This is a genomic window from Mycobacterium sp. UM_Kg27 (assembly GCF_000972905.1).
GTDB lineage: Bacteria > Actinomycetota > Actinomycetes > Mycobacteriales > Mycobacteriaceae > Mycobacterium.
This window is the reverse complement of the sequence record NZ_JRMM01000061.1, coordinates 1-23,980: the sequence shown is the minus strand read 5'-3', so window position 1 is coordinate 23,980 and position 23,980 is coordinate 1. Positions and strand designations below refer to the sequence as shown.

Here is a 23,980-nt window from a genome sequence, read left to right as displayed (position 1 = left end):
GATGTGTATAAGAGACAGCTCTTCGAGCTTCTCGCGATCCCAGTCGGAGTCGGTCGCCTCGATCTCAGCGCGCAGCTGCTTGACCCGTCCCGCGATGGCCTCGGCGCTCCCGGCACCGTCGACGATCACGGTGTCGTCCTTGCTGACCACCACCCGCCGTGCCGTGCCCAGCACGTCCAGACCGGCCTCCCGCAGCGTCAGGCCCACGTCGGGGTTGATCACCTGGGCGCCGGTGACGATCGCGAGGTCCTCCAGGAACTCCTTGCGGCGGTCACCGAAGTAGGGCGCCTTGACGGCAACGGCCTTGAGCGTCTTGCGGATTGCGTTGACCACCAGAGTCGACAGTGGCTCGCCCTCGACGTCCTCGGCGATGATCAGCAGTGGCTTGCCCGCCTCGGCGACCTTCTCCAGCAGCGGCAGCAGGTCCGGCAGCGAGCTGATCTTGTCGCGGTGCAGCAGGATCAGCGCGTCTTCGAGGACGGCTTCCTGCGAGTCGAAGTCGGTGACGAAGTACGCCGACAGAAAACCCTTGTCAAAGCCGACACCGTCGGTGATCTCCAGCTCGGTAGACAGCGTCGAGGACTCCTCTACGCTGACCACGCCGTCGCTGCCGACCTTGGTCATCGCCTCGCCGACCAGCTCACCGATCTCCTCGTCACGCGAGGACACGTTGGCCACCTGCGCGATCGATTCCTTGCCGGAGACCGGGATGGCCGCGGCCAGCAGCGCTTCAGACACCGCGTCGGCGGCCTTGGCGATACCGGCGCCCAGCGCGATCGGGTTGGCGCCGGCCGCAACGTTGCGCAGCCCGCCGGAGATGATGGCCTGGGCCAGCACGGTGGCGGTGGTGGTGCCGTCGCCGGCCACGTCGTTGGTCTTAGTGGCGACCGACTTGACCAGCTGGGCACCGAGGTTCTCGAACGGGTCTTCCAGGTCCACGTCGCGGGCCACGGTGACGCCGTCCATGGTCACCGTCGGGCCGCCGAAGGACTTGGCCAGCACCACCGTGCGGCCGCGCGGCCCCAGCGTCACCCGGACCGCGTCGGCGAGCTTGTTGACGCCGGCTTCCATCGCCCGGCGCGCGGCCTCGTTGAACTCAATCTGCTTGCTCATAGCTGTTTAAGCCCTTTTCTCTACGCGTGCCGCCCCGGACATCACCCGTAAAACGGGGATCTCCGGGGCGGGCACGGTGGTTGCTTCGTGGCTACTTGCCGACGATGGCCAGCACGTCGCGCGCGGACAGGATCAGGTACTCCTGGCCGCCGTACTTGATCTCGGTGCCGCCGTACTTGCTGTAGATGACGACATCGCCTTCCTTGACGTCCAGCGGGATCCGCTTGTCGCCATCCTCGTCCCAGCGGCCGGGGCCGACGGCGACGACAGTGCCTTCCTGCGGCTTCTCCTTGGCAGTGTCCGGAATGACCAGACCGGAAGCGGTCGTGGTCTCGGCCTCGTTGGCCTGAACGAGGATCTTGTCCTCGAGTGGCTTGATGTTCACGCTCGCCACGATTGGAGCCCTCCACATTGTCTGGATGCGACCCGGCCGATGCCGAGCCCATCGGAACGTACTTACTTAAGGTGTTCGGCATTCGTGCGAACCCTCGCGTCGTCGTCGCGGGTGCCGAGCGAGAATCGACCGACTGCCACCTAGCACTCTATACATGAGAGTGCTAGCACTCAAGGTGACCCCGGTGCCGAGATCATTTCCCAGGTAGCGTCCGGCAACCGAACCGATCGCACGTTGCCGTCGCCGGCACCTACACCTGGCCCTGCACCACCGGCAGGCCCGGGTTGGTGGCCACGTCCAGCGGCGACGGTGGAGCGCCCGCCGCGATCAGTTGCGCCGCGAACGACGCGATCATCGCCCCGTTGTCGGTGCATAACCGCAGCGGCGGGATGCGCAGCGTCACTGCCGCTGCCGCGCAGCGTTGTTCGGCGAGCTCCCGCAGGCGGGAGTTGGCGGCTACCCCGCCGGCGATCAGCAGAGTGCTGACCCCGAGGTCGGTGGCCGCACGGACCGCCTTGGCGGTCAGCACGTCGGCGACCGATTCCTGGAAACCGGCAGCCACGTCGGCGGGGACGAAATCGGGGTTGCGCTCCACATAGCGGGCCACCGCGGTCTTGAGCCCGGAGAAGCTGAACACGTAGGGGTCGTCGCGCGGGCCGGTCATCCCGCGCGGGAAGACCACCGCATCCCGGTCGCCGGTGCGGGCCAGTTCATCGAGCACCCGCCCACCCGGGTAGCCCAGCCCGAGCAGGCGGGCCACCTTGTCGTAGGCCTCCCCCGCGGCGTCGTCGACGGTGCTGCCCAGCTCGACGATCGGCTCCCCCAGCGACCGCACATGCAGCAGGTGGGTATGGCCGCCAGACACCAGCAGAGCCACGCACTCCGGCAGTGGTCCATGGGCGTAGACGTCGGCGGCCAGGTGGCCGCCCAAGTGGTTGACGGCGTAGAACGGCACGCCCCAGGCCGCCGCATAGGCCTTGGCCGCGGCCGCACCCACCAGCAGCGCCCCGGCCAGTCCCGGCCCGATGGTGGTCGCGACCACGTCAGGCTTGTCCACCCCTGCCGTCGCCAGCGCCCGGCGCATGGTCGGCCCCAACGCCTCCAGGTGTGCCCGCGACGCGACCTCGGGCACCACCCCGCCGAATCGGGTGTGCTCCTCCACGCTGGAGGCCACCTCGTCGGCCAGCAACGTCAGGGTGCCATCGGCTTCCAAGCGGGTGATGCCGACACCTGTTTCGTCGCAAGAGGATTCGATGGCCAGCACTACTGTCATGCCGGGGGCTCCCGTCGCATCGTGTAGGCGTCGGCACCATTGCGGTAGTAGCGCTTACGCAGTCCGGTCTCGACGAAGCCGACGTCGCGGTAGAGCGCGATCGCCGGAGCGTTGTCGGTCCGGACCTCCAGGTACACGACGCCCCCGTCGGCGTAGTCCAGCAGGTCGGTGAGTAGCCGCCGCCCGATGCCGCGGCCCTGATGGGCCTTGTCCACCCCGATGGTGTGCACTTCGTATTCGAACGGTGCGGTGCGCCCCAACCGCGCGATTCCGCCGTAGCCCACCACGGCATCGCCGATCCGGGCGGCGACGTAATGGTTGTCTCCCGCAGCGATCGCCCGGCTGAACGCTTCGGCCGGCCATGGGTCGTCGTCGCCGAACAGTTGGGCTTCCAATTCGGCGCAGCGCACCGCATCGCTGTCCTCCAGTGCGCCCAGCGTCACCGGCACCGCGGCCGTCGCCGCCGGTTTGGCGTCGGGGCGGCGCAGGTACAGCGGGACCAGCGATTCCGGCGTCGTATTCCAATCCCGCACTGCGGCAACCAGTCCGGCCGGAGTCGGGTAGGTGATGTCGAGAACCGGCAGGTCGAACAGCTCGGTATGCGCGGGCGAGCCGGCGACCGCGACGGCATCCGCGGGGTCGACGTCGGCCGGCGAACATACCGCGGGGCCCGCGACCCGGGCACCGTCGCGGTAGCGCGCCCAGTAGACCTCCCGACGGCGGGCGTCGGTGACCACCAGGACCGGCCCCGTGGTGCGCACGCCGATCGCGTCCAGGCTGCACACGCCGTAGACCGGAATGCCCAGGGCGTGTCCGTAGGCGGCAGCGCTGGCCATCCCGACCCGTAGACCGGTGAACGGTCCCGGCCCGCACCCCACCACAACCGCGGTCAACTCGGCCATGCTCAGGCCGGCGTCAGCCAGGGCGTCCAGCACATTGGGGGTCAGTCGTTCGGCGTGCGCCCGGGCGTCGGGGGTGGCCCGTTCGGCCAACACGGCCGGCCGGCCGGCCTCATCTAGGACCACCACACCCGCGGTAACGGCGGGGGTGGCGGTGTCGATGGTCAGAATCGCTCGGGTCACGGCGCGTGCCACCGCCAGCTCACGGTGCGCGTCTCGGAGTCCGCGGCGCGGTCCAACCGGATGTCGAGGTGCCGTTCGGAGAGCCGCTCGGCCAGTCCTTCGCCCCACTCGACCACCACGACCGCGTCGTCGAGTTCGGTGTCAAGGTCTAGAGAGTCCAGCTCGGCCAACAGGTCCAGGCCCGACTCGTCGAGCAGCCGGTAGAGGTCGACGTGAATCATCGCCGGGCTGCCGGGCCGGCGAGCCCGATGCTCGCGGGCCAGCACGTACGTCGGCGAGGTGACTGGGCCGTCGACATCGAGTGCCGTGGCGATCCCCTTGGCCAACACGGTTTTACCGGCACCCAACGGTCCGGACAAAACCACCACGTCGCCAGCACGCAGCTGTTCACCCAGCCGAGCTCCCAGCGCAACAGTGTCCTCGGCGGTGGCCAAGGTCGCCTCCTGCGGATCAGCCACTGCGCCCGGCCTTCCCACGTAACCGGTGCGTCAGCATGCCACGGCGCGGAGTGGCCCGCTCCACCAGTCGCACCAGCGCCTCGTCGATGACATCGGGTTCCTCCAACTGCACCAGATGCCCGGCCCCGGGCACGATCACCAGCTCACAATCCCACAACGTGGCCGCCATCGCTCGCGAGTACCCCGGCGGGGTGAGCAGGTCCTGGTCGCCACAGGCGACCAGGGTAGGGATCTTGGCCAGCGTCGTTAGCGCCGCACTCTCGTCATGCACTTCCAGGGCGTGCAGGAAGCCCACCATGGTGGCGACCGGGGTGGAGTGCATCATCTCCTCTGAGTACGCCACCACACTCGGGCTGATCTGGTCGGTGCCATAGGAGGCGGCCCGCAGAATCGGTGCGATCACCCCCCGCACCGCGCCGCGGCCGCGGTGCACCAACTTCGGCGCGTAGCGCACACTGAACTGCACGGCCTCCAGCGCCGGGTTGCGCAGGATCTGGCCCAGCGGGGACCGCGAAACACCTTTGGCGGCCGACGATATCAATGCCGCACCGACGATCCGCCTGCCGTAGCGCCGGGGGAACTGCCGAGCATGCGCCAACACGGTCATGCCGCCCATCGAATGCCCGACCAGCACTATCGGGCCGCGCGGCACGGCCGCGGTCAGCACTGCCTCCAGATCCTGGCCGAGTCGCGGCACGGTGTAGGTCCCCGGAGGCGCGACACTGGAATCGCCGTGACCGCGCTGGTCATAGAAGACCATGCGCACCTGATCGCCCCACTCGGCCGCCAGTCGCGCCCGCTGAAAGTGGAAAGACCCCATCCGCAGGCAGAATCCGTGCGCGAACACCACGGTCAACGGTGCGTTACGCGGACCGGTGTCGCGCACCGCCAGTTCGACACCGTCATCGGTGACCACCACCGAGCTGTGGTCGTGGTCGAAGATCTCGAAATCCTCGTCGGCGTAAGCGTCTTCGGCAGTGGTGCGGCGTGTTACCGACCGCGCGACAGTGCTTCCGGCGAGGGTGCCGACGGCGGCCAGGCCGGCCATCCCCGCGAGCCAACCGCCGGCCCGCCGTGACCCGCGCCGATTATCGGCCATCGGTGCCCCGATACGTCCTGGCGACCCGTCCGCGGGGACTGTTCACCACCTCGTAGTGGATGGTGCCCAACGCGTCGGCCCAGTCCTGGGCCAGCGGTTCGCCGTCTGCTCCGGACCCGAACAGGACGACTTCGTCACCTTCGGCGACGTCGACCGGGCCGGGGCCCAGATCGACGACGAACTGGTCCATACACACCCGGCCCACGCTGGGCCGACGCCGGCCGTTGATCAACACGTCGAACCGTCCGCTCAGCGGCCGGAACACTCCATCGGCGTAGCCCATCGGTACCAGCGCCACGATGGTGTCTACCGGGGCGACCCAGGCCTGGCCATAGGAGACCGCCTCCCCGGCTTTGATCGGACGAACCAGCACCACAAGAGATTTCAGCGTCATCGCCGGAATCAGACCCATGTCACCACGTTCGGGGATCGGACTCAGGCCGTACATGGCTATTCCGGGCCGAACCATGTCGAACGCCAGATCGGGGCGGGTCATGGCCGCGGCCGAGTTGGCCAGGTGGGCGACCGGGAACCTCAGCCCCTGCTCGCGGGCCACGCTCAGCAGATCGGAAAAGCGTTGGGCTTGAACGTCGTTGATCGGGTTGGCAGTCTCATCGGCGCAGGCCAGATGGGACATCAGGCCGCGAACCCGGATCGCCTCGTCGGCGACGGCTCGCTGCAGCGCGGTCACCAGTTCCGGAAAGTCGGCGGCGCCTACCCCGTTGCGGTTCATGCCGGTGTCGGCCTTGACCGTGACGGTCGCGGTCCGGCCGGTACGTCGCACCGCGTCGAGCAGCTCGCCCAGCTGGGACACCGAAGACACGGCGATCTGTACGTCGGCGGCCAGGGCGGGAGCGAAGTCGGTGTGCGGCCCGTGCAGCCACGCCAGCACCGGTGCGGTGACGCCGCCCGCCCGCAACGTCAGAGCCTCGTCGACGGTGGCGACGCCGAGTTCGGCCGCGCCGGCGGCCAGCGCGGCACGGGCAACCGGGACCGCGCCGTGGCCGTAACCGTCGGCCTTGACCACAGCCATCACCCCGGCGGCGCCGGCGTGTTCATCCAGCACCCGCACGTTGTGAGCAATGGCATCCAGGTCCACCAGCGCTTGCGCGAGCAGACCGGACGTTCGGGATGCGGCAGTCATGTCAGCGTCGATTGTCCCAGAACCTGCCAAACCGGCCCGCCGGATCATCCAGGGTGGGGTTTGATCGGCTCAGCGGCCGTTTTGCGACCGAGAACACACCCTCGGCGGCGGCCTGTGAATCAGCGGCGGCACCGCGACCAGCCCGCGTGCCAACCTGCTGACATGCGAACCCGGCAGGGGCCATTTCGGGCGTCCGAGGCGCTGGCCGTCGGCGCGGTGACCCGCGCCCAACTGCGGCGCGACTACACCGCCGTCTACCCCGGCGTTTGGGTGCCGCGCGAGGCAGCGCTCTCGGCGACGCAGCGGGCCCGGGCCGCCTGGCTCTGGTCGCGTCGGCGGGGCGTGCTCGCCGGGTTGTCGGCATCGGCGATGCTCGGCGCGAAGTGGATCGACTCCGACAAACCCGCGGAACTCGTCCACAGCAACCGGCGGGCACCACCGCTGCTCACCGTGCACACCGACACACTGCTGGCCGGCGAAGTTCGAGTAGTGAGCGGGCTGCCGGTGACCACGGCCGCGCGCACCGCGTTCGACCTGGGAAGGCGCCTGGCTCTCAGCGAGGGCGTTCAGCGTATCGACGCCCTGATGAACGCCACTGATCTCAAGATTGTCGATGTGGAGGCGGTGGCCGACGCTCACCGCGGTGCGCGGGGCCTGCGGCAACTCGACGAAACGCTGCCGCTTGTCGACGGCGGCGCCGAGTCACCATACGAATCGCTCACGCGGTTGATCCTCATGCAGGCCGGTTTTCCGCGGCCCCAGACCCAGATTCCGGTGTATGGCGACTACGGCCAACTCGTCGCCGTAGTCGACATGGGCTGGAAGGAGTACTTGGTAGGCGTGGACTTCGAGGGCGCCCACCATTGGACCGATCCCAAGCAGCGGGAGCGTGACGCCGAGCGCTACAACGCCCTTCTCGAACTCGGCTGGGTCGACATGAAGCTGACGAGTCGCACGCTGCATGTGGCTCCTGGCCGGTTCCTGGACCGAGTCGGGGCGGCCCTGGTCGGCCGCGGCTGCCCGAAAACCTGGTGACCCCGCATCGAGTGTGTGGTTTGGTCGGGCCACGGGTCATTTTCCCGACCAAACCGCACACTCGGCGGGAAGGCTCAATGCGAAAAGTGCTGCTGATCGTCGTAATGGCCCGCCGGCTTGAGCCTGTCCAGGGCGGTCACCGATTTCATGATGTCGTCGAAGAGCGCGCGGGCAAGGTCCGCCGACAGCCCCTCGCGGACCACGACGCGCAACACCGCGACGTCCTCGGCCCCCTCCGGCATGGTGTAGGCCGGCACCTGCCAGCCGAACGTGCGCAACTCGTGGGACACGTCGAACTCGGTGTAGCCGTGCTCACCGGCCAGCCGGCAGCTCACCACCGGGATCGCCGAGCCGTCGCTGATCACCTCGAAGTGCTCCGAAGCGGCCAACTGATGGCTCAGCCAGCGGGCGGTGTCGGACAGGGTCCGCATCACCTCGGTGTAGCCGGCGCGGCCCAGCCGCAGGAAGTTGTAGTACTGGCCGACGACCTGGTTGCCCGGCCGGGAGAAGTTCAGCGTGAACGTCGGCATATCGCCGCCCAGGTAGTTGACCCGGAACACCAGCTCCTCGGGCAGATAGTCGGCGTTGCGCCACACCACGAAGCCGATGCCCGGATAGGTCAGGCCGTACTTGTGGCCGCTGACGTTGATCGAGACCACCCGCGGCAGCCGGAAATCCCACTTAAGGTCTGGGTGCAAGAAGGGCACCACGAAGCCCCCGCTGGCCGCGTCCACGTGCACCGGCACGTCCGGCCCGCCGCCGGCGGCAAGGGTGTCCAGTGCCGCACAGATCTGCTCGATGGGTTCGAGCTCGCCGGTGTAGGTGGTGCCCAGGATGCCCACCACCCCGATGGTGTTCTCGTCGACGGCGTCGATCACCTGCTCGGGCGTGATCACGTAGCGGTCTTCGGCCATCGGCAGGTAACGGGGTTCGACGTCGAAGTAGCGGCAGAACTTCTCCCACACCACCTGGACATTGGAGCCCATCACGAGGTTGGGCGTGCGACCCTGCCAATCGGCGACCCTGGCCCGCCAGCGCCACTTCATCGCCAGCCCGCCCAGCATCACCGCCTCACTGGACCCGACGGTGGACACCCCGATCGCGCTGGCGGGGTCATCGTCGCGCAGGTTCTCGGCGTGGAACAGATCGGCGACCATGGACACGCAGCGCTGCTCAATGGCCGCGGTGGCCGGGTATTCGTCCTTGTCGATCATGTTCTTGTCGAACGACTCCGCCATCAGCGTCGACGCCTCGGGATCCATCCAGGTGGTGACGAACGTGGCCAGATTCAGCCGGGAACTGCCGTCGAGCATCAACTCGTCGTGGATGAAGCGGTAGGCGGTCTGCGGGTCCATCGGGTCGTCGGGCAACCGCAACGCCGGGACCGGCGAGGTGAACATCCGGCCGGTGTAGGCGGGAGCGATGGCATGCGCCGGCACGGACGGGTGCGAATGGGTCACTGAGACTCTCCTCTATAGCTGGGCCAGGGCGGTACGGATGTGGGCCAGGATGCGCGAGGCCGACGTCGGGGTGTCACCGGGTCCGGGGTCGGCGGCCGAGGCGGCGGCGGCGCGGGTGTGCACGAACGCGGCGGCGGCAGCGGCCTGAGCGGGAGGCAGCCCCGAAGCCAACAGCGCGCCGATCATCCCGGACAGCACATCACCGGAACCTGCGGTGGCCGCCCAGGATCCGCCGGCCGGGTTGAGGTAAACCGGGCCGGCCTGATGCGCCGGCCCCAGCTTCGCCTCTCCTGCGTCGAGCCTCGCTGAACCGCCGGAGGGGTCCGCTACCACGGTGACATTGCCTTTCAACAGCACCGTGGCCCCGAATCGGTCGGCCAGCTCGCGGGCCGCGCCCACCCGGTCCGGCCCGGGCGGGTGTCCGGCTAGGCGGGCGTATTCGCCGGCATGCGGAGTGAGCACGGTCGGGGCGGTGCGGTCGGCCACCAGCGACGGGTGGGCGGCCAGGATGGTGAGCGCGTCCGCGTCGACGATCACTGGAAGATCGGTGCCGAGCGCGAACCACAGTGCGGCAGCAGCCTGCTCGCCGGTGCCAAGACCGGGACCGACTGCCCACGCCTGCACCTTCCCGGCGGCTGCCGGGCTGGGCGCCGCCACCACCTCAGGCCAGTGCGAAACCACTTGGGCATCAGCGTTTCCGGCGTAGCGCACCATGCCAGAGGTGGCCGCCACCGCTGCCCCGGCACACAGGATCGCCGCGCCCGGGTAGGTCGCCGAGCCGGCCAGGATTCCAGTGACGCCCTGGGTGTATTTGTCGTCGCGGGGGCCGGGCGCCGGCCAGCAGGCCTCGACGTCGGCAGCGGTCAACGAATGAATGTCGGTGTCCGGCAGGTCCAGGCCGATCTCGATGAGCTCGACCCGCCCGCACTGCCCCAGCGCGTGCACCGGTTTGAGGCCACCGAAGGTGACGGTGAGCGCGGCGTTCACCGCGGGACCGTCCGCCGCGCCGGTGTGCGGATCCAAGCCGCTGGGGATGTCGACAGCCACCACCGGAATGCCCGCCGCCTCAACCGCGGCGAAGACTTCGGCGGCGTTCGGCCGCAACGGGCCGCGCCCAGAGATGCCGACCACTCCGTCGATCACCAGATCTGTTGCGGGCGGCACGGTGTCAACGATCCGGCCGCCGGCACGCCGGAACGCTGCAAGCCCTTTGGCGTGGGCGCGCGCAGGGTCGAGCAGGATGGCGCTGGCCGCCACGCCGCGCCGGCGCAGCAGCGTGGCCGCCCACAGCGCATCGCCGCCGTTGTCGCCGGACCCCACCACCGCGCACACGTTGCGTCCGGCGGTCCCGCCGGTGCGCGCGGCCAGCTCCCGAGCGATCGCGGTCGCCAGCCCAAACGCGGCCCGGCGCATCAACACACCGTCGGGCAGGCTCGCCAACAGCGGTGCTTCGGCAGCGCGAATGACCTCGACGCTGTAGTAATGCCGCACTTGCCCTCCTCGGACTGCCCGCGATTGTCAGGCTAGTGGCCGCCGACGACGCTCGGGGGATGTCGCGGCGGATGGTGGGGGTGAGTCAGCGGGTAACAGCACAATCCGATGACCACCGCGGCGGCGTGGCCGATCGCGGTGAAGTCGGGATTGATGAGCAGAGGCACGGTGAAGATGACGACCAGACCGGCCAGGTAGGCCCAGCGCCACGGCCGACGGATGCGGTAGGTGAGCACTGCCATCACGCCCACCAGGAAGTAGCTGACGCCGATGTCGCGGGCGAAGGTCAACCGCTCCGATTCGCGGTGCAGGTGAATCAGTGCGTAGAGCGCGCCCTCACTGACATAGGTGGCGCCGACGTGGGAGATCAATCCGACCATCAGCCAGCGCAGGTGCCCCAGCCAGTGTTCGGCCGGGGCCAGAAACAGGGTGAACAGCACCAGATACGGCGACCAGTCCTTGCCGTCGATCCACAACAGGCTGGAGACCAGCACCTCCAGCGGGTCGGTGGCCAGGTGATGCAGGTTGGTGGACTGCTCGACGAGCATGGTGTGCAGGCGCGGGCCGACCAGGTGCTGGATGACGGTGGTGACGCCCAGCACCGCCAGCCATAGGTAAGTCAGCGGCGCGGTGTGCACGAAGTGCCACACCGCAGCCAGGCGCGTTCTGACGTCGGCCACGGCGTACAGCGTCGCACGGCTGATGCAGACACGGACAGACCATCCGCTGATAGCCTCTGGGAAAATCGGGCCCATCCGCCTGCGATCGGCCCCGAGGGGATCTGGGGGCACCTCATGAACGAACCGCACGGTCCGACGCCCAATCCATACCAGCAGCCCCCCTTCGCGCCCATGAACCAGCCCATCCCGCCGGTTCCGGGGGGACCGTTCCCGCCGCCGCTGCTGCCGCCTGGGCTCGGCGGTCCCCCACCGTGGTCGCCAGGGCCCAACCGCCGCAAGGTGTGGACGCTGTTGGCCACGGTCGCCGTGATCGCGGTGATCGGCGTCGTGCTCACCGTGACACTGTCCGGGCGCGGCCAGCACGACACTGCCAAGCCCGCCGCAAAGACGACGACCCCGGCGACAGCGTCGGCATCCACTGACAAGGCACCGGTGCCGGTTTCCAAGATCGAGGGGTTGCTGCCCCGGCAGGAAGTCCTCGCCGCGGCGGTGGCCGATCCCGAACTCGGCGTCGTGGCCAGTGGTGAGGCGATGGATGAGGTCACCGTGGTGGACGCCGACTGCCAGGGCATCAGTTCGGTCGCCTCGGGACCCGTCTACGCCGGCACCGGCTGGACCGCCATCCGCTGGCAACGCTGGTACAGCCCACCCGACATCGACACCCACGACCTGAAGCACGGCCTGCTGGTATCGGTGGCGGCCTTTCCCCGGGCGGACAACGCGCAGGCCTTCTACACCAAGCAGCGCGACAAGTGGAAAAGGTGCGCCGGCCGCACCCTGAACATGACCGTGACCCCTGGCGACAATGAGCCGCGCGTCTTCTGGACCGTCACCGAGGTCACCGAGTCCGATGAGCTCGTCAAGACAACAGCGATCAGTGAGGGCGGCGGTGGCTGGTCATGCCAGGACGCCCTGACCATCCGCAACAACCTCGTCGCGCAGGCCGATGTCTGCGGTAACAGCATCCCGGCCACCGCGGCGCAGGAAATCCTCGCCTCGATCACCACGAAGATCGACGCCGCCGGGTGAGCTGACCGCGCCGGGAGCCGGCGCCACCGCACCCAACCCTTGATCAGCCTCAGCGCCTCGCGTATCGTCCGACTCAATTTCGCGTCGCACAGTAGCGAATACAGGGGAAGGGCCGAGCCGTTGCGCAACCGCTACGCCGGGGAACCGTTCACCACCACCGATTCCGAGATCGCCGCCGCTTTGGAGCAGGTCTCGATCCCCACCTTGTTGCTGTCGTGCGTGCACATCACCGGCGACCCCCGCTTCATCCGGGAGTTCCGGCAGAACGGGATCTTCCTCAACGAGATCCAGGGGTTCATGTCCGAGGAGGACAAGGCCCGCGCCCGCGCCGAAGCGCTGCCGGTGATCATCGACTATCGCGACCGTGGCTGCCCGCAGCCCGCTCCCCTGCCCGCCGAGCTGGTCAAGGAGATGATGGACTGGGCGGCCTGCGAGACCGTGCCCGACGCCTACCTGGGGTTGCTCTCCGAAGAACTCGACCTCGAAGGCCGCGATCCACGACGGCCCGCACCCCTGGACCCGGCACGCGCCGCGGAGCTGTCGGTGGTGGTGGTCGGCTGCGGCGAATCGGGTGTGCTGGCCGGAATCCGGCTCGCGCAGGCCGGTATTCCCTTCACGATCATCGAGAAGAACGAGGGCCCGGGCGGAACCTGGTGGGAGAACGACTATCCCGGAGCCCGGGTGGACGTCGCGAACCACTTCTACTGCTACAGTTTCGAACCCAACAACGACTGGGGCCACTACTTCGCCGAACAGCCCGAGTTGCGGGCATACTTCGCCGATCTGGTCACCAAACATGGCCTGAACGAGCACATTCGGTGGGGCACCGAGGTCACCGACGCCGTCTGGGACGAGGGCATCGGAACCTGGACCTTGACCACTCGCGCCGCCGACGGTTCGCAGTCCACGCTGCCGGCGCGCGCGGTGATCACCGCGGTCGGTCAGCTCAACCGGCCGCATCTGCCCGATCTCGACGGGTCGGACAGCTTCGCCGGACGCGCATTTCACTCCGCGGCGTGGGACCACAGCGTCGACCTGACCGGTAAGCGGGTAGCACTGATCGGGGCCGGTGCCAGCGGATTTCAGATCGCACCCGCGATCGCGGAGAAGGTAGCGCACCTCACGGTGTTTCAGCGCACCGCACAGTGGATGTTCCCCAACCCGATGTATCACGACGCCGTCGAAGACGGGGTGCACTGGGCGTTGCAGCACCTGCCGTTCTACGGCCGCTGGTACCGCTTCCTGCTGCTGTGGCCCGGCGCCGACAAGGGACTGGAGGCCGCCCGGGTAGACCCGGACTATCCCGACCAGGACTACGCGGTGAGCGAGATCAACGCCCTGGCCCGGCAGATGTTCACCGCCTGGATCACCGATCAGGTGGGTGACGACGACGAGCTGCTGGCCAAGGTACTGCCGGACTATCCGGCGACCGGCAAGCGCACCCTGCAGGACAACGGAACCTGGCTCAAAACCCTGCGGCGCGACAATGTCGAGCTGATCCGCACCCCGATACGCTCGATCACCCCGCAAGGGGTGGAGACCGACGACGGCGTCCACCACGAGGTGGACGTGATCGTGTACGCCACCGGCTTTCGGCACACCGACGTGTTGTGGCCGATGCGCATCACCGGCCGCGGCGGCACCGATCTACACGCGCTGTGGGGCAACAAACCGTATGCACACCTGGGCATCACCGTGCCCGGCTTCCCGAACTTCTTTGTGCTCTACGGGCCCGGGGCGCATCTGGCACACGGCGGCAGCCTGATCTTCAACTCCGAGTTGGAGATGCGCTACATCGACGCCTGCCTAGCCAAGCTCGCCGGTGAACAGCTGCACTCGATCGAGCCGACCGTGCAGGCCGCCACCGAGTGGCAGCAGGCCACCCAGGCCGCGATCGCCCAGACGGTCTGGGCTCATCCGGCGATCAAGCATTCCTACTTCAAGAACGCCGACGGCGAGATCCACACGGTGAGCCCGTGGCGGCTCGACGAGTACTGGTCGGCGGTGCGTGAACCGGATTGGTCGCAGTTCGTCATCACAGAGGGAGCGCGCAGGTGAGCGGAGTTGTCATCACCGGGGCGGCATCGGGGATCGGCCGGGCCTGCGCCCAAGCCCTTGTCGCCGAGGGGCGCCGGGTTGCGTTGTGGGACATCGCCCCGGCGGTCCAGGAGGTGGCCGAGAGTTTGGGGATGCCCGGCGCGGTGGTCGACGTGTGCGACGACGCCGGCATGCCCGCCGCGGTCGCGGTCGCGGCCGAGGCACTCGATGGCATCGACGGACTGGTGCACGCCGCGGGCCGGGTTCTGCCCGAACCAGTAGGCGCCTACACCGCCGAATCCTGGGATGCGGTAATGGATGTCAACTTGCGCGCGCAGGCGATGCTCGTGCAGTTGATGCTGCCGCATCTGGAGGCTGTCGCCCGGGCCGGTGGCGACCCGGCGGTGGTCGGCATTTCGAGCATCGAGGGCTTGACCGCCAACCCGTTCATCCCCGCCTACTGCGCCTCCAAGGCCGGACTGCTGGGGCTGACCAGGTCGATGGCCGCCCAGTTGGGCCCGGCCGGAATCCGCGTCAACGCGGTCTGCCCCGGCTTCATCGAAACCCCGATGCTGCAGATCGCGCTCGACGTCGAAGAGGTCGCGGCAGGCTTTGTGGCCGCTGCGCCGTTGGGCCGAATCGGTCAACCGGCCGAGGTGGCCCAGGCGGTGGCGTTCCTGATGTCGCCGCGGGCGTCGTTCATCACCGGAACCCAGATCGTCGTCGACGGTGGAGTCACCGCCCGGCATCCGTGACTGGCCTAGAAGACCCAGCTCTGCGGTGCGGCGATGACGAAGCCGTGGGTGGCCACCGGACCCTCCGCACCGGACACCTGGGGTTCTTTGAGCACACAGACCAAATCGGTGGACGGCGGGACCCCGCAGACCATCGACTGGGCGGGTGAGAAGTCCCAGAACACGATCTTGTGGCCCACCGGAAGCTTTGCGGCCGGCGGGTTTGCGGCGGCCAGAGCGTCCGGCGCAGCGGGAAGGAAACGCGCCGGAATGCTTTCCTTGCCGTAGATTCCGGGCAGCTCTACCGCTCCGGCGCCGCGCGGCGCCCCCGGAAGGTCGCCGGCACAGTTGACGTCGTGAGTGATCTTGCCCTGCCGCATCCTGCAGAGCAGCCCGGAGTCGGTCGCGAAGACCACGTTGGGGACCTCCTGCAGGTCACTGACCGAACCGGGCAGCGGCCCACTGTCGTCGATCAAAGAACCCAAGTCGGGGACACCCGGGGCCGCTACGGCGTCGGGGACCGCCATCGACGCCGCCACCGAGGCGATCGCCACTGCCAGTTCCCGCCACGCCAAGCGGAGCCTCCTTGTTCGCCGTGAACTCTTGAAACTACGAGCGACGGGCGCTGCGGTCAACGTCATCGGCCCACCGCGTGCATCCACGGCACCCGAACCTCGCCTCCGCGAGCACGCGCATCGGTAGCATCCCCGAAGATGACCCAGCGCCAGCCACCACCGAAACCGCCGATCTCGCGGGGCGATCTCGCCGGGTCTGTCTCAGCACTGGTCCTGACGTTCGTCGGCGGTGCTGTGGCCGCGGTCCTGGGACTGTTCATGATGGCCTTCACCGACTACTGCCCGCCCGCAACCTGCAATATCGATGCAGGCGTCACGGCAATCATGACCGGATTCGCGGCTGCCGCTGCGGTCGGCGCGATCGGAACGGCGGTGACCATCGTGCGACTGGTGCGCCGTCACCGGGCCTGGCCCTACGCCGTCGCGACCTTGGTGCTGACCGCCGTGGCGTGCGCTGTGGGCATAGGCGGCTATCTCGCTGCGGTGGGCGGCTGACTCCTACGTGGCGCTCACCGAGGAAGCGCGCCTGGCCGCATCGGCGATCGCTTCCCGCAGACCCCGCGTCGCCAGCTCATCGGCCAGCTCGTTGTCGGCAACCCCGGAATGGCCTTTCACCCAGAACCACTCGACCTGGTGACGCGCGCAGGCGGCCTGAAGCCGTTGCCACAGGTCGACGTTCTTCACCGGCTGCTTGGCGGCGGTCAGCCAGCCGTTGCGCTCCCAGCCCGACACCCACTTGGTGATGCCATTGCGCACGTAGGTGCTGTCAGTGTGCAGATGTACCACCACGGGCCGGGTGAGGGCTTCCAGCGCCGCGATCGGAGCGGTCAGCTCCATCCGGTTGTTGCTCGTCTCGCCGGGCTCGCCACCGCACATCTCGCGGACGTGGTGGCGCATGCGCAGCACCGCGCCCCAACCGCCGGGACCCGGGTTGGGCCGGCACCCACCGTCGGTGTGGATGACGACCACGTCATCGGTGGATTCGGCGAGCGGTGTAGTTCCGCGAGCAAGAGATCCGACGCCATCAGGATCGGTGGATTCGGTCATCGGCTGAGAATAGGCGGCGAGATCATCGCGGTGCGGACCGACATACCCAGATCGCGATGCCGCAGTGTGGTGATCCGGCGCCCGGGCTGCACGGCGTCCTTCACCGGCAACGTGCGCTCGCCGAAGAACGACGCCGTCGCCTCGATATCGGCGACGACGTAGGTGATACCCCACAGCGATGACGGGCCGTCCGCCGCGGCGTCGGGGGACCCGACGACTTCGAGGATCACCGACCCCAGCCGGAAGAAGATCTGCCGCATCGGCCGGCCGCCGAATTCGGCGTCGCGTACCCGGCGCGACTGCAGCCCGACCGCGACCAACGCCTGCACGGTCCGAGACAGGTTGGGAGACAACAGCACAACATGATCGATCGAGGTCACGCCGTTCGGATGTGTGGCCGGCTCCGCGGCCGCCGCGGCGGAACGGGAGGTGGGGATGCCGTCGAGCGGGCCGTCTTGGGGTAGGCCCCGCAATACCCACCCCAGGATGCCGCTGCCGCCTCCGGACAGCCGCAGCCGGACGTCACCCACCCGGCAGACGTCGTCGGGGTCCACGCTGAAACCGGCCGCGCGCCACGTGTCAGCCGGATCGGCAAGATGGAATTCATCGACGGTGACGGACATGCCGCTCACTCGTGTCAGGCTTGCGTGACCGGCTCGGGTTTCAGGTCGCGCCACCAGCAGTAGATGTACAGCAGCATCGACATCACCAGCGCGACGATCACCCAGAGCGTGATCGTGACGTCGATCCAGGATCCGATCGGCGGAGAGTCGGGCAGCGCGTTTCTCAGCGGGACCACCGCGAAAAGCATTGCCGCATACCAGGTTGTCATCGGCGGCTGGAACTTGCGCCAGCCCAGCAACGTCAGGTTGGCGACCACAACGGCCACCGCGGCCAAGGCGATCAAAACACCGACGATCACGGCACCAAAAGCCATCGTGCTCGGCGACCGGTGCAGCGTGATGCGGTACGGGCCACCGTCCTCGCGGTCGCTGACAATCTCATTCTTCCAACCGGCGATGTGGTCCACGAACGTCACCGACATCCGTTCGGGAATCGTGGCATCACCACGCACGACGTCGACGGTGATGGGCCCGGTCTGGTAGTGATCGAACGGCCACTTCGACGAATTACCGGAGATGGTCAAGGGGACCGGGAACTCACCGGGCACCGTGCCTTTGGTCCAGGTGCGCTTCGTCGGCGTGACCGCGGAGTGCACCGCGATGCTCAGGTCCTCGGTGAGCCCGTGCCTGACCGGATCGAGCAGTGCAGGCCCCGGGGTGATGGTGACCTTGCCGGTCAGGGTTCCCTTCACCGTCTGGAGATCCTCGATGTCGACGGTCACGGTCGTGCCATCGGCCGACGCCAGTCCTTCGGTGAGGTGGCGCGGGCATCCGCATCCCGCGCGCTCATACAGCGCGACGGTGACGACGTAGGACGCGACGAAGAAGATCGTCATAGCGAGGATCAGGAGCAGCCTGGGCCGGTTGAAGTGAACGGCAGGATCGGCGTTGGACAAGCCCGTTCTCCCTGATGTCAGCTCGATGGTCGACAGCAACGGCTGCATCGTCTCATCGTCGCCGCGGTTGCCGCCGAGTTTTCGACGGACAACGGCACACAAATCGAGTTGCTGCAACCGGTTTCCGGCAGTGTCGCGAACCGTTGACGGGTTAGAAGACGTCGCTGTGCGGGGCGGCGATGACGAATCCGTGTGTCACCGTCGGGCCGCCGCTCTTGGCGCTGTTCTCGCGCGCGGCCTTGAGCACGCAGGCCACTTCGGTGCCCATCGGAGCGCCGCACACCAGCGATTCGGTGGGTGAGAAGTCCCAGAACACAATTTTGTGCCCGGGCGCCAACATGATCGTCGGAACCTTTCCGGGATCGCCGAGGAGCCCGGCGGGCGCCATCGGCATGAACTGCGCCGGGCCGTTGCCGGCGGCATGGACGGTCCCCAGGCTCACGCTGCGGCTTCCCGCCGGGGCGCCGACCAGGTTCCCGGCACAGGCCACACTGTGCGTCACCTTCCCGCGACTCTTGCGGCAGGCCAGACCCGACGGGGTGGTAAATGCCAGATCCGGGATGCCGGTGAGGTCAGCTACCGAGCCCGGCAGCGGTCCGCTGTCGTCAAAAAGCGGGTCGAGGTCGGGAACCTCGTTCGCCGCACCGGCATTGGGTACCGGAATAAGCACTGCCATTGCGGCGCACGCCGCCGCCAACAATTCCCGCACTGAAGGCTCCTGCTACTCGACGGTGACCGACTTGGCCAGGTTGCGCGGCTTGTCCACGTCGTAGCCGCGCGCCTGCGCAACCCCGGCGGCAAACACCTGCAGCGGGATGGTCGACAACAACGGCTGGTACAACGTTGACACCGCAGGGATTTCGATCAGGTGGTCGGCGTAGGGGCGCACCGTATCGTCGCCCTCCTCGGCAATCACGATGGTGACGGCACCGCGGGCCTGGATCTCCCGAATGTTGGACAGCAACTTGGAATGCAGCATCGCCGCGTTCTTGGGCGAGGGCATCACGACGATCACCGGAAGGTCGTCCTCGATCAATGCGATCGGGCCGTGCTTGAGTTCACCGGCGGCAAACCCCTCGGCATGCATATAGGCCAGCTCTTTGAGCTTGAGCGCGCCTTCCAGCGCCACCGGGTAGCCGACGTGGCGACCGAGAAAGAGCACCGCACTGGACGACGCGAACTGCCGCGCCAACTGCGCGACCGAATCGATGCCGTCCAGCACATGCGACACCAGTTCGGGCATCGCCTCCAGTTGCCGGTACTCGTGCTCGACCTCGTCGGGGTATTTGGTGCCCCGGGCCTGCGCCAGCGCCAGACCGACCAGGTAGTTCGCGGTGATCTGCGCCAGGAACGTCTTCGTGGAGGCGACGCCGATCTCCGGCCCGGCCCGGGTGTAGAGCACCGCGTCGCACTCCCGGGGAATCTGCGAGCCGTTGGTGTTGCAGACCGCGAGCACCTTGGCCTTCTGCTCCTTGGCGTGCCGGACAGCCTCGAGGGTGTCGGCAGTCTCGCCGGACTGGCTGATCGCCACCACCAGCGTGCTGCGATCCAGCACCGGGTCCCGGTAGCGGAACTCACTGGCCAGCTCGACTTCCACCGGCAACCGCGTCCAGTGCTCGATCGCGTACTTGGCCAACAGGCCGGAGTGGTAGGCGGTGCCGCAGGCCACGACGAACACCTTGTCGATCTCACGTAACTCTTGGTCGCTCAAGCGCTGCTCGTCGAGAACGATTCGGCCGTCCTCGAAGTGCCCCAGCAGAGTCTCGGCCACCGCGGTGGGCTGCTCGGCGATCTCTTTGAGCATGAAGTACTCATAGCCGCCCTTCTCGGCGGCCGACAGGTCCCAGTCGATGTGAAATCTGCGAGCGGCGGCAGTGTCGTCGTTGCCGTGGAAGTCAGAGATGCGGTAGCCATCGGCGGTGATGACCACCGCCTGATCCTGGCCCAGTTCGACGGCTTCGCGGGTGTACGGGATGAACGCCGCCACATCGGAGCCCAGGAACATCTCGCCGTCACCGATACCGACCACCAGCGGGGTGGATCGACGCGCCGCCACGATGGTGCCGGGTTCATCAGCGTGGGCGAACACCACGGTGAAGTGGCCCTCCAGTCGGCGCATCACCGCCAGCGCCGAGGCCACGAAGTCCCCGGCGGTGTCGCCCTCGCGGTACTGGCGGGCCAGCAGGTGAACGGTCACCTCGCTGTCGGTCTCGCTGGTGAACTCCACCCCGGCGCGTTCCAGTTCGTCGCGCAGCATCGCGAAGTTCTCGATGATGCCGTTGTGCACCACGGCGAACTTGCCGGCCGCGTCGCAGTGCGGGTGGGCGTTGTGGTCGGTGGGGCGGCCGTGGGTGGCCCAGCGGGTGTGGCCCAGCCCGGTGCCCCCGACCAGCAGGGCGGGATCGGTCGCGGCCAGTTCGGCTTCCAGGTTGGCCAGCCGGCCGGCGCGACGCCGGACGGTCAGCTGCCCGATCCCGTCGACGACGGCGATTCCCGCGGAGTCATAGCCGCGGTATTCCATGCGGCGCAGGGCCTCGACGACGACGTCGCGAGCAGGGCGTTGCCCGACGTAGCCGACGATTCCACACATAGCTGTTCAGGGTAGTGCACCGGCAGGCAGCCCCCATGAATCGCGCAGGTCAGCGGGATACCCGTCGCGCGCCAAGCAAGGTGCTCCTGGCCGAATCCCCCGTGCGTTACGGTCATCAGATGGCCAGCATCAAGCGCCTTTACACCGCGTTGACCCGACCCGGACCGCATCGCGTCCTGCGCGGCGATCTGGCCTATGCCGGCCTGGCCGGGGTGGTGTACACCCCACAGTCCGGGTACCGGCTTCCCGCGGTGGCATTCGGCCACGACTGGCTGACCGGAACCGACCGCTACGCCGGACTGCTGGAACACTTCGCCTCGTGGGGCATCGTGGCGGCGGCTCCCGACACCGGACGGGGGTTGGCGCCCTCGGTACTGGATCTGGCTGCTGATTTGGGCCGCGCCCTGGAGATCGCCACCGAGGTCCGGCTGGGGCCGGGTCGGATCAGTGTCGACCGCGATCGGCTCGCGGTGGCCGGACACGGGTTCGGCGGTTCGGCCGCGATCTTCGCGGCAGCCACACTGTCAGTGAAACCCACAGCGGTGGCAGCGATTTTCCCGACCGCGACCACCCCGCCCGCCGAGCAGGCGGCGTTGGGGCTGGACGTGCCGGGCGTGGTCTTCAGCAGTCCCGACGCCCCGAAGGCACTGCGGTCCAACGCGATCGAGCTGGCCCATGCCTGGCAGCATTGCACCCTGCGGGTGATCGACAAGGTGTCGCCGGCCGGTTTGCCGCAGGGCCGCCGGCTGACCGGGTTCTTCGGATTGCCGACCTCGGATCGGCGCACCCAGCGGCGGGTGCGGGCCCTGGTGACCGGATACCTGCTGGCACAACTGGTGGGCGACAAGACGTTCCGCGACTTCGCGAACCCCCGGGTGGCCCTCCCCCGTACTGCAGCGCTCGATGCGCTGCCGGAACCGGCCAGCCCGGAAGAGAAGATCGCCGCACTGTTCAAGTAGTTCTGCATACGGCAGCGGCCGTCGAGTCCTTTCAGACCCGAGCGGCAATACGGAATCAAAGGTGCCGAAACGACCGCGGTCGCCGAGCCCGGAGGGACTCGGCGACCGCGGTCGCGTTGCGCTGTCGGCTACGCGCCGGGCGCACCGTCAGTGCCCGGGGCACCGGGGGCGCCGTTGCCGGCACCGCCGGTTCCGGTGCCGCCGGCGCCGGCCGCGCCGCCGGCCCCGCCGGGACCAGCCGGGCTGCCGCCGTTGCCACCGTTCGCGCCGTCGCCACCGTCGCCGCCGGTGTTGCCAGCGCCCTGGGCGGTACCGCCCTTACCGCCGGCGCCGCCAGCCCCGCCGGAGCCGCCGGTCTGGTCAGCGCCGTCGGAGCCCGCGGGGCCGCTGGTGCTGGCACCGCCAGCCCCGCCGGTGCCGCCGTTGCCACCGGTGCCACCGACCGCGCCGTTGCCGCCGTCGAAGCCGTCACCGGTGGCGTTGGTTCCGCCGTTACCGCCAGAACCACCGGCGCCACCTGCACCGGCAAGACCACCAGCGCCGCCGGACCCGCCGCTACCGGCGACGGAAGTGCCACCGGCACCACCCTTGCCGCCGTTACCGCCGTCGCCGCCCGCAGTGCCGTTGCCGCCGACCGCGTTCGTGTGGTTAGCACCGTTCGCGCCGGCCCCGCCGACCCCGCCGTTACCGCCCGCACCGCCCGATCCGCCGGTGCCGTCGCTGCCGACGGTTCCAGCGGGTCCGCTGGTGCTCGTCCCGGCCGCACCGCCGACGCCGGCCTTGCCGCCGAGCCCGCCGTTACCGCCGTTACCGCCGTCCAGGCCCTGCGCGCCGGCGCCTCCGTTACCGCCGGCCCCGCCGGCTCCACCGGTGCCACCGACTCCGCCGCTACCGGCCGCGCCGGTGCCCGAAGTGCCACCGGCCCCGCCGTTGCCGGCGCTGCCGCCGCTACCGCCGTTGGTGCCGTTGCCACCGGCCGCGCCGTCAGTGCCCGCGGCTCCGGCCCCGCCGTTACCGCCGGCACCACCTTCGCCGCCACTGCCGTCGAGTCCAGTGGTGCCGGCCGCACCGCTGGTCCCGCTGGTGCTGGCGCCGCCCGCGCCGGCCGCGCCACCGGCGCCGCCCGCGCCGCCCTTGCCGCCATTACCGCCGGCCAGGCCATTGCCATTGGCGTCAGTACCGCCGTTACCGCCGGCGCCACCGGTGCCACCGGTGCCACCCACTCCGCCGTTACCGCCCTGGCCGCCGTCACCGGTGGTCGCGGAACCGCCGGCGCCGCCCTTGCCACCCGCGTTGCCGGCCGCGCCGTCGCCGCCGTTACCACCGGCCTTGCCGGCAAGTGCGCTACCGGCCGCTCCGGCCGCTCCGGCCGTGCCGGCACCGCCGTTACCACCGTTACCGCCGTTGGCCGTTCCGGTAGCGGCGCCGCCGTTACCGCCCTGGCCGCCACCGGCACCACCGTCACCGCCGTTACCGGCATGAGCGTCACCGGGTGCGATGCCGAGGGGGTTCCCGATCGCCGCCACCGCGCTGCCGCTGCTCGCGCCGCCATTACCGCCGGCGCCAGCCGTACCGCCGGGCTGACCGGCAGCGCCGCCGGCACCGCCGTTGCCGCCGATGACCGTGCCGCTGCCGCCGGCACCGCCGGCAGCGCCGTTACCGCCATTCGTCGTGCCGCCGGTGAGGCCGGCTCCGCCGGCACCGCCGGCACCGCCCGCACCGCCATTGCCGCCCACGCTGACGCCGGTGGTCGCGCCGGCGCCGCCCGCACCGCCGGCACCGCCGTTACCACCGTTAAAGCCCAGGAGGCCGGACCCGCCGGCGCCATAGCCACCAGAGCCGCCGTTGCCGCCCCTGCTGTACACACCGGTCCCGTCGTTCCAGCCGGTGGCGCTACCGCCGGCGCCACCGATGCCGCCGTTGCCGCCGCCGTACTGCCCGCCACCACCGTTACCGCCGTTACCACCGGCGAAGGTGCCGGTACCGCCGGCACCACCGGCCCCGCCGTTACCGCCGGGCCCCCTGGAGCCGAACCCGCCCATACCGCCGCCGCCGCCCGCTCCACCGGTGGTCTTCACGGTGGCGTCGTTGGTGGCGCCGGCACCGCCGGCACCACCGGCACCACCGGCACCGGCTGCTCCGGAGCCGTTGCCGGAACCGCCTTGACCGCCCTGACCTCCAGCCCCGCCGACGCCCGCAGCCAGTGCGGATCCGGTCGCGGCACCGCCGGCGCCGCCGTTACCGCCGGCTCCCCCGGTACC

At 69.1% G+C, this 23,980-nt stretch carries 23 protein-coding genes; 6 read left to right on the top strand and 17 right to left on the bottom strand.

What is annotated here, in order from left to right; all coding sequences use genetic code 11:
• The 7 genes from groEL to alr form a co-directional block, all read right to left on the bottom strand.
• A partial coding sequence (gene groEL, locus LI94_RS11540; protein WP_046301269.1) for a chaperonin GroEL occupies positions 1-1,113 on the bottom strand: 1,113 nt, incomplete at its 3' end.
• Positions 1,114-1,204: 91 nt separating this feature from the next.
• Positions 1,205-1,507 (bottom strand): co-chaperone GroES, encoded by a 303-nt coding sequence (gene groES / locus LI94_RS11535; protein WP_024440336.1) that lies wholly within the window; start codon positions 1,505-1,507, stop codon positions 1,205-1,207.
• A gap of 250 nt (positions 1,508-1,757) precedes the next feature.
• Positions 1,758-2,780, bottom strand: a complete 1,023-nt coding sequence (tsaD, locus tag LI94_RS11530) for a tRNA (adenosine(37)-N6)-threonylcarbamoyltransferase complex transferase subunit TsaD (protein WP_024440335.1) — start codon at positions 2,778-2,780, stop codon at positions 1,758-1,760.
• Complete coding sequence (locus tag LI94_RS11525; RefSeq protein ID WP_024440334.1) at positions 2,777-3,862, bottom strand: bifunctional tRNA (adenosine(37)-N6)-threonylcarbamoyltransferase complex dimerization subunit type 1 TsaB/ribosomal protein alanine acetyltransferase RimI; 1,086 nt, start codon at positions 3,860-3,862, stop codon at positions 2,777-2,779. The genes tsaD and LI94_RS11525 overlap by 4 nt, the downstream gene beginning before the upstream one ends.
• Entirely contained in the window at positions 3,859-4,338 is a 480-nt protein-coding gene (tsaE, locus tag LI94_RS11520; protein WP_231383951.1) for a tRNA (adenosine(37)-N6)-threonylcarbamoyltransferase complex ATPase subunit type 1 TsaE, read from the bottom strand. Before tsaE ends, LI94_RS11525 begins: the two co-directional genes overlap by 4 nt.
• Positions 4,313-5,419: an alpha/beta hydrolase gene (locus tag LI94_RS11515; protein WP_024440332.1), complete on the bottom strand. Its 1,107-nt coding sequence runs from the start codon at positions 5,417-5,419 to the stop codon at positions 4,313-4,315. The genes tsaE and LI94_RS11515 overlap by 26 nt, the downstream gene beginning before the upstream one ends.
• Complete coding sequence (gene alr / locus LI94_RS11510) at positions 5,409-6,563, bottom strand: alanine racemase (protein WP_046301268.1); 1,155 nt, start codon at positions 6,561-6,563, stop codon at positions 5,409-5,411. Before alr ends, LI94_RS11515 begins: the two co-directional genes overlap by 11 nt.
• 162 nt (positions 6,564-6,725) lie before the next feature.
• Between alr and LI94_RS11505 the strand changes: the two genes are divergently transcribed.
• Positions 6,726-7,598, top strand: coding sequence for a hypothetical protein (locus LI94_RS11505; RefSeq protein ID WP_024440330.1), 873 nt, complete (start codon positions 6,726-6,728; stop codon positions 7,596-7,598).
• A gap of 74 nt (positions 7,599-7,672) precedes the next feature.
• Here the strand turns inward: LI94_RS11505 and LI94_RS11500 are convergent, their stop codons facing one another.
• The 3 genes from LI94_RS11500 to LI94_RS11490 are packed head-to-tail and all read right to left on the bottom strand — an operon-like array spanning position 7,673 to position 11,229.
• Complete coding sequence (locus LI94_RS11500; protein ID WP_024440329.1) at positions 7,673-9,058, bottom strand: glutamate decarboxylase; 1,386 nt, start codon at positions 9,056-9,058, stop codon at positions 7,673-7,675.
• 12 nt (positions 9,059-9,070) lie between these two features.
• On the bottom strand, positions 9,071-10,549 hold the full coding sequence (locus LI94_RS11495; RefSeq protein ID WP_046301267.1) for an NAD(P)H-hydrate epimerase: 1,479 nt from the start codon (positions 10,547-10,549) through the stop codon (positions 9,071-9,073).
• A 32-nt stretch (positions 10,550-10,581) separates the two neighbouring features.
• Positions 10,582-11,229 carry a rhomboid-like protein gene (locus LI94_RS11490; RefSeq protein ID WP_046301272.1) on the bottom strand — a complete coding sequence of 216 codons (648 nt, stop codon included), beginning with the start codon at positions 11,227-11,229 and terminating at the stop codon, positions 10,582-10,584.
• Positions 11,230-11,400: 171 nt separating this feature from the next.
• Between LI94_RS11490 and LI94_RS11485 the strand changes: the two genes are divergently transcribed.
• The 3 genes from LI94_RS11485 to LI94_RS11475 all read left to right on the top strand — a co-directional run bounded on the left by LI94_RS11485 (position 11,401) and on the right by LI94_RS11475 (position 15,050).
• Positions 11,401-12,258, top strand: a complete 858-nt coding sequence (locus LI94_RS11485; protein ID WP_081654638.1) for a sensor domain-containing protein — start codon at positions 11,401-11,403, stop codon at positions 12,256-12,258.
• A gap of 120 nt (positions 12,259-12,378) precedes the next feature.
• On the top strand, positions 12,379-14,316 hold the full coding sequence (locus LI94_RS11480) for an NAD(P)/FAD-dependent oxidoreductase (RefSeq protein WP_046301266.1): 1,938 nt from the start codon (positions 12,379-12,381) through the stop codon (positions 14,314-14,316).
• Positions 14,313-15,050: an SDR family oxidoreductase gene (locus tag LI94_RS11475; protein WP_024443803.1), complete on the top strand. Its 738-nt coding sequence runs from the start codon at positions 14,313-14,315 to the stop codon at positions 15,048-15,050. Before LI94_RS11480 ends, LI94_RS11475 begins: the two co-directional genes overlap by 4 nt.
• A gap of 5 nt (positions 15,051-15,055) precedes the next feature.
• Here LI94_RS11475 and LI94_RS11470 read toward each other — a convergent pair whose 3' ends face one another.
• On the bottom strand, positions 15,056-15,604 hold the full coding sequence (locus LI94_RS11470; RefSeq protein WP_125078961.1) for a hypothetical protein: 549 nt from the start codon (positions 15,602-15,604) through the stop codon (positions 15,056-15,058).
• A 138-nt stretch (positions 15,605-15,742) separates the two neighbouring features.
• Between LI94_RS11470 and LI94_RS11465 the strand changes: the two genes are divergently transcribed.
• Positions 15,743-16,099 carry a hypothetical protein gene (locus tag LI94_RS11465; protein ID WP_046301265.1) on the top strand — a complete coding sequence of 119 codons (357 nt, stop codon included), beginning with the start codon at positions 15,743-15,745 and terminating at the stop codon, positions 16,097-16,099.
• 3 nt (positions 16,100-16,102) lie between these two features.
• Here LI94_RS11465 and rnhA read toward each other — a convergent pair whose 3' ends face one another.
• From rnhA to glmS, 5 genes are all read right to left on the bottom strand, one after another.
• Entirely contained in the window at positions 16,103-16,651 is a 549-nt protein-coding gene (gene rnhA / locus LI94_RS11460) for a ribonuclease HI (RefSeq protein WP_024443800.1), read from the bottom strand.
• Positions 16,648-17,274: a hypothetical protein gene (locus tag LI94_RS11455; protein WP_046301264.1), complete on the bottom strand. Its 627-nt coding sequence runs from the start codon at positions 17,272-17,274 to the stop codon at positions 16,648-16,650. Before LI94_RS11455 ends, rnhA begins: the two co-directional genes overlap by 4 nt.
• Positions 17,275-17,288: 14 nt before the next feature.
• A complete protein-coding gene (locus LI94_RS11450) occupies positions 17,289-18,110 on the bottom strand; it encodes a DUF4436 domain-containing protein (RefSeq protein WP_046301270.1) in 822 nt (273 codons plus the stop codon).
• A gap of 211 nt (positions 18,111-18,321) precedes the next feature.
• Positions 18,322-18,879 (bottom strand): hypothetical protein, encoded by a 558-nt coding sequence (locus LI94_RS11445; protein WP_239651207.1) that lies wholly within the window; start codon positions 18,877-18,879, stop codon positions 18,322-18,324.
• 12 nt (positions 18,880-18,891) lie between these two features.
• A complete protein-coding gene (glmS, locus tag LI94_RS11440; protein ID WP_046301262.1) occupies positions 18,892-20,760 on the bottom strand; it encodes a glutamine--fructose-6-phosphate transaminase (isomerizing) in 1,869 nt (622 codons plus the stop codon).
• 119 nt (positions 20,761-20,879) lie between these two features.
• Here glmS and LI94_RS11435 point away from each other — a divergent pair, with 119 nt between their 5' ends.
• Positions 20,880-21,719 carry an alpha/beta hydrolase gene (locus LI94_RS11435; RefSeq protein ID WP_024443795.1) on the top strand — a complete coding sequence of 280 codons (840 nt, stop codon included), beginning with the start codon at positions 20,880-20,882 and terminating at the stop codon, positions 21,717-21,719.
• A gap of 128 nt (positions 21,720-21,847) precedes the next feature.
• Here the strand turns inward: LI94_RS11435 and LI94_RS22330 are convergent.
• The coding region (locus LI94_RS22330; protein ID WP_046301261.1) for a hypothetical protein at positions 21,848-23,980 on the bottom strand (2,133 nt) is incomplete at its 5' end.